We start from the raw sequence: 4,852 nt of genomic DNA, 5'->3' as shown, positions 1-4,852 counted from the left end.
TAGAGCTCGGGGGGGGCGGGGGCCGACCCCGGCCCCCCCCCTCCTTTTGTGCCAGGGCCCGAACTAGGCAGTGACCACCGTGTTCTGCGAGGAGTACGCCATCCCGCCGGTCACGGCGGGCCGGACCAGCTCGGTGATTCCGCGGGCGGCCAGGACCTCCGGCTTTTCCGCTTCAATCGAGGTGACAAACGCCGGGTCGACGCCGTTGGTGCAGGCATCCACCCATGCTTGGAAGATGGATCCGCCGGGGCTCATGTCGCCGCGGCTGATGGGGGTCTCGTCCGCATCGACCTCAACCACAATGCCCAGCGTGCGTGTCGGCAGCTCCTGGCGTTCCCGCAGTTCGGGAATCAGCTCGGCAAAGCGGCGGCCGATGGGCTTGATGTTCCGGTCCTGGTCCACGAGCCCCAGCGTGTACTCGAGTTCGGGGAAGTCCGCCATCTTTCGGCTGACGTCGTGGGAGCACCACCAGGTGACGCCCCACAAGTTCTCGGTGCGTGCGGAAGAACGCAGCGTGGCTTCCAGGAAGTCCGGGGTCTCCTCGGGGGTGAGGCAGTTCGACGGCGCCCCAACCTCCTGCAGCCAGATGGCCCGGTCCGGCTCGGTGGCGAATGCCCGGGCCAGTTCAATCATGTATTCGGCGTGGCGGTCGGAGGCAATGGAGCGGCCGCCATAGCGCTGTGCCGTGCCGTTGAAGATCCAGGAGTGCACTGTGGTCATGGCGCCCAGCCGGGAGGCGTGGACGGGCACAAAGCCGTGCCCGTCCATGTACCAGGCGGCGTCGTACTCGCTGTGCACGTGCTCCTGCTTGGGGGCCGCGGCCTCCGCAGCATCAAGCAGCGTGGTGATCCACTTCGCGGCCTCATCCGGGGTCACCGGCCACGGTGAGGGGTGGTTCGCCGCCGAGAACTGGTTGGTCTCGTTGCCCAGCGTGAAGCCGAGGAAGTTTTTCGCGTCGCCGATCCGCTCGCCGAGGCGGGTTACAAGGTCCACCTGGCCGCTGAGGGCCTCCGGGTGCGTAAACATGTTCTTGTTGTGCCACGTCTGCAGCCATGACGGGACAAAGTCAAAGCTCGAGAGGTGCCCCTGGATGACGTCGACGCTCGCGTCCATGCCAAACTCCGCGGCAACATCCACCACGGCGCGGACATCTGCGAGTGCCTTTTCCCTGATCAGCGTGCGGTTGGGCTGCAGCAGCGTCCACAACGGGAAGAGCCGCACGTGGTCCAGGCCGATCTCGGCGAGGCCCGCGAAGTCACGGCGGACCTCATCGAGGTCCAATTCCATCCACGCGTGCATCCAGTCGGTGGCCGGCGTGTAGTTGGCGCCGAAGCGCAGCGGGGTGGTGAGACGGGTCATTGTGTTCCTTCCTGAGGAAATGTTACCGAGCCTGTGGGCCTCGTCACTAGACGATTCGGACTTCGGTGTGGCAAGCTATGGTCACTATACCGTTTTAGTAATGAATTGTGATAGCCATCTCATCCCGAGACGCGGCATCTTGGAACACTTCGAAGGGGAACTGTCCATGAAAATTCTCAACACTTTCGCAACGGGACTTGCTGTTGCAACCGTGCTGGCCCTCACCGCCTGCACCGGCGGCGGCGCGGCTGCGCCGGGCGCCGATGCTGGCGGGGACGGCAAGATCGGCGGCGAGATTACTTTCCAGACCTGGTCACTAAAAAACGACAAGTTCACGCCCTACTTTGAAGGGGTCGTTGACGCCTTTGAAAAGGCCAACCCCGGCGCCACGGTCAAGTGGATTGACCAGCCGGCCGACGGCTACGAGGATAAGCTCCTGCAGCAGGCCGGCTCGGGAGAGCTCCCGGACGTTTTGAACCTGCCCCCGGAATACGGCTACGCACTGGCCTCGGCCGGCCAGCTGCAGGATCTCTCCAAGGCCTCGGACAAGCTCAAGGACTATGTGGAGGGTGGCGTTGGCGCCTACACCTACGACGGGATCGATGGCTCCTTCGGCTTCCCGTGGTACCTGGGCACCGAACTGAACTACTGGAACAAGTCGCTGCTGACCAAGGGCGGCGTGGAGAAGACGCCCACCTCCGTGGATGAGATGCTCAATGCGGCCGAGAAACTGGCTGGTGCCGGAATCCAGTCCATCTCCGACGTTCCCAGCCCCAAGTCCCTGCAGAGCCTGGTTTCTGATGGTGGTGGCAAGCAGGAGATCTTTGCCGACGGCAAGTTCGCCTTCAACACCCCGGGAGCCGTCAAGATCATCGAGCGTTACGCGGAGCTGTACAAGCTCGGCGCCGTTTCCCCGGAGGCGCTGCAGGGTGCCGGCACACTGAACTCCAACATCAACAACTTCAACAAGGGCACAGTCGCCTGGGCCACGGCCGGCCCCAACTACATCGACAAGGACATCGCCGTGAACGCGCCGAAGCTCCTGCCCTCTGTTGATGTCACCAACGGCTTCGGCACCCCGCCGCTGTTCGTGCAGGGCATCAGCGTCGCCGGCAAGTCGAAGAATCCGGCAACCGCCCTGGCGTTTGCCGAGTTCCTCACCAACACGGAAAACCAGATCGCGTTCGTGAAACTGGCGGCCGGATTCTTCCCCGGAACCATCGCCGCCAACGAGGACGTCTCCGTGTTTGCCGAGACTGCCAAGAATGACATGCAGAAGAAGGCGAACGAGCTGGCGGCGTCGCAGATGGGCGATGCGCGGATGCTCGGGGCTCCCCAGTTCACCGAAGCCATGAACAACTACGCGCAGCAGCAGATTGCACTGGCCGTCAAGGGCGAGATTTCCGCTGAGGAAGCACTCAAGAAGTCCGTGGCCTACGCAGAGCAGAACGTGGCCGGCTAACAGCCGGCCACGGACGAAGGGGGCATTGAAGCACCATGAGACGACAGAATTGGTACACGCCATACTTGCTCGTAGCACCGGCGGTGATCTGGGTATTTGTGTTCGCCCTGTGGCCGTTCCTGAATACGATCATCCTCGCATTCACGGATGCACGCCCCCTTCGTCCTGCGACGTTCGTGGGACTCGCAAACTTCCAAAAGCTGTTCGAGGATGAGCGATTCACCTACGCACTGACCACCTCGATGGTGTACGTGGTTGTCTGCGTTCCGCTGTTGACCTTCCTGCCGCTGCTGCTTGCGCTCCTGGTGCACAGCAAGGTTCCGGCCATTGGCTTCTTCCGCACCACGTTCTACTTCCCCGTGATTGCCTCCGCCGTGGTGGTTGCGATTGTTTGGGAGTTCCTTTTCTCGGGCAGTGGCACGGTCAATTCGGCGCTGAGTTTCCTTGGCATCATCGACCGGCCCATCGAGTTCCTGTCCGACAGGTGGCTGCTGATCGGGTGTGCCATCGGCCTGACGGTCTGGAAGGGCGTGGGCTACTACATGGTGGTCTACCTGGCAGCCCTGGGAAACGTGGGGCGCGAGCTGCACGAGGCTGCCGCCATGGACGGCGCCAGCCGCTGGCGCCGCTTCTGGGCCGTCACGGTCCCCGGCGTCCGCGGGCCCATGATGCTGGTGTCCGTCCTGGTCTGTGTCGGAGCCATGCGTGTATTCACCGAACTCTACGTGCTCTCCCACGGTTCGGGCGGGCCGGGCGGGCAGGCCATGAGCATGGTCATGCTAATTCAGTCGATGGGCAAGGGCCTCAACGGGCAGGTCGGTTACGCTTCGGCCATCTCCCTGGTCCTGTTCCTGCTGACCTTGCTGCCGCTGTCCATTGTCGGCATCGTCAACAACAGCGACACCATCAAGGAAGGCCTTGCCAGCCGGCGCGCAAACCGGGCCGCAAAACAGATGGCAAAGCTGGCCCCAACCGAGGCGGCCAAGGCTGAGCCCGAGGAACTGGTTGTTGCAGCCGAGCCACAGAAGGAGCCAGTGCGATGACCCTCAAGACCTTGAAACTTGCCCCAAAGCAACCGCGCGAGAAGGCGTACCGCACACGCGGCTCGGCGGACATCATGAAGCCGACCCTGGGCGGGCTGGTGGGCAAGTACGCGCTCCTTTTCGGCGTGCTGGCCATCATGGTGTTCCCGTTCCTGTGGCAGATGTCCACATCATTCAAGGGAGCCGGCGAGAACATTTACGACTTCCCGCCCACGCTGATCCCGGAACAGCCCACCCTGTCGAACTACGCGGAGGTGTTCCGCACCATCCCCGTGCTCGACTACGCCATGCACTCCCTGCTGGTGGGCGTCGGAACCGTGATCACCAACGTCCTGTTTGCAACGCTCGGCGGCTACGCAATGGGAACCATGAAATTCCGCTTCAAGTGGATCATCCTGGCCATCTTCTTCTCAACGCTGCTGCTGCCAGGCGAGGTGACGCTGACCAGCCAGTACCTGACCATCAAGTCGCTCGGACTCGCCAACACCTTGTGGGGCGTGTTCCTGCCCGGGGCCATTGGCGCCATCAATGTCCTGCTGATGATGGCGGCCTGCAGGATGATTCCGCCGGACACGCTGGATGCGGCAACCATTGACGGTGCCAACACCATGCAGCGCCTGCGCCACATTGTGTGGCCCAACATCCGTGGCATGGTCTCCGTTGTCGCCCTGTTCTCCTTCATCGGAGCCTGGGACGACTTCCTGTGGCCACTCGTGGTGCTCTCGGACCCGGCGAACTATACGCTTACGGTCGGAATGCAGTACCTGAATTCAAGCTTCGCCGCCAACCCGAGAGTGATCGCGGCGGGAACCATGATCGCCCTGGTGCCGATCATCCTGTTGTTCGCAGCACTGCAGAAGCAATTCTTCCGCGGTGTCGAAGAGGGTAGCGTCAAGGGCTGACCCGAATCGTGGGGGGGGGGGGGGGGGGGGCGCCCCCCCCCCCCCCCCCCCCCCGCCCCGTAGGAAACGCCTTGGTTGAACCTCTC

General features: G+C 63.1%; 4 protein-coding genes. 3 read left to right on the top strand and 1 reads right to left on the bottom strand.

The features are described from left to right. Window positions 1–63: 63 nt before the first annotated feature. The gene (locus PCK14_RS16345) at window positions 64–1,359 is read right to left on the bottom strand and encodes a glycoside hydrolase 5 family protein (RefSeq protein WP_269939579.1); all 1,296 of its coding nucleotides are present in this window, start codon (window positions 1,357–1,359) and stop codon (window positions 64–66) included. Between the two features lie 166 nt (window positions 1,360–1,525). On the opposite strand from PCK14_RS16345, the gene PCK14_RS16340 reads away from it, so the two are divergent. Genes PCK14_RS16340 through PCK14_RS16330 form a run of 3 tightly spaced genes read left to right on the top strand, consistent with a single transcriptional unit; the run spans window position 1,526 to window position 4,766 of the window. Next, entirely contained in the window at window positions 1,526–2,821 is a 1,296-nt protein-coding gene (locus tag PCK14_RS16340; RefSeq protein WP_269939578.1) for an extracellular solute-binding protein, read from the top strand. Between the two features lie 35 nt (window positions 2,822–2,856). Then, window positions 2,857–3,864, top strand: a complete 1,008-nt coding sequence (locus PCK14_RS16335) for a carbohydrate ABC transporter permease (RefSeq protein ID WP_269939577.1) — start codon at window positions 2,857–2,859, stop codon at window positions 3,862–3,864. Beyond that, window positions 3,861–4,766, top strand: coding sequence for a carbohydrate ABC transporter permease (locus tag PCK14_RS16330; protein ID WP_269939576.1), 906 nt, complete (start codon window positions 3,861–3,863; stop codon window positions 4,764–4,766). Before PCK14_RS16335 ends, PCK14_RS16330 begins: the two co-directional genes overlap by 4 nt. Window positions 4,767–4,852: the final 86 nt, after the last annotated feature.

It is taken from the genome of Arthrobacter sp. HY1533, from assembly GCF_027568515.1.
Taxonomy (GTDB): domain Bacteria; phylum Actinomycetota; class Actinomycetes; order Actinomycetales; family Micrococcaceae; genus Specibacter.
This window is presented reverse-complemented; position numbering and strand designations above follow the sequence as displayed.

What these genes read in the sequence shown, in the direction of transcription:
- PCK14_RS16340 (WP_269939578.1), top strand. Translation starts at nt 1,526, where the DNA reads ATGAAAATTCTCAACACTTTCGCAACGGGACTTGCTGTTGCAACCGTG.
- PCK14_RS16335 (WP_269939577.1), top strand. Translation starts at nt 2,857, where the DNA reads ATGAGACGACAGAATTGGTACACGCCATACTTGCTCGTAGCACCGGCG.
- PCK14_RS16345 (WP_269939579.1), bottom strand. Translation starts at nt 1,359, where the DNA reads ATGACCCGTCTCACCACCCCGCTGCGCTTCGGCGCCAACTACACGCCG.
- PCK14_RS16330 (WP_269939576.1), top strand. Translation starts at nt 3,861, where the DNA reads ATGACCCTCAAGACCTTGAAACTTGCCCCAAAGCAACCGCGCGAGAAG.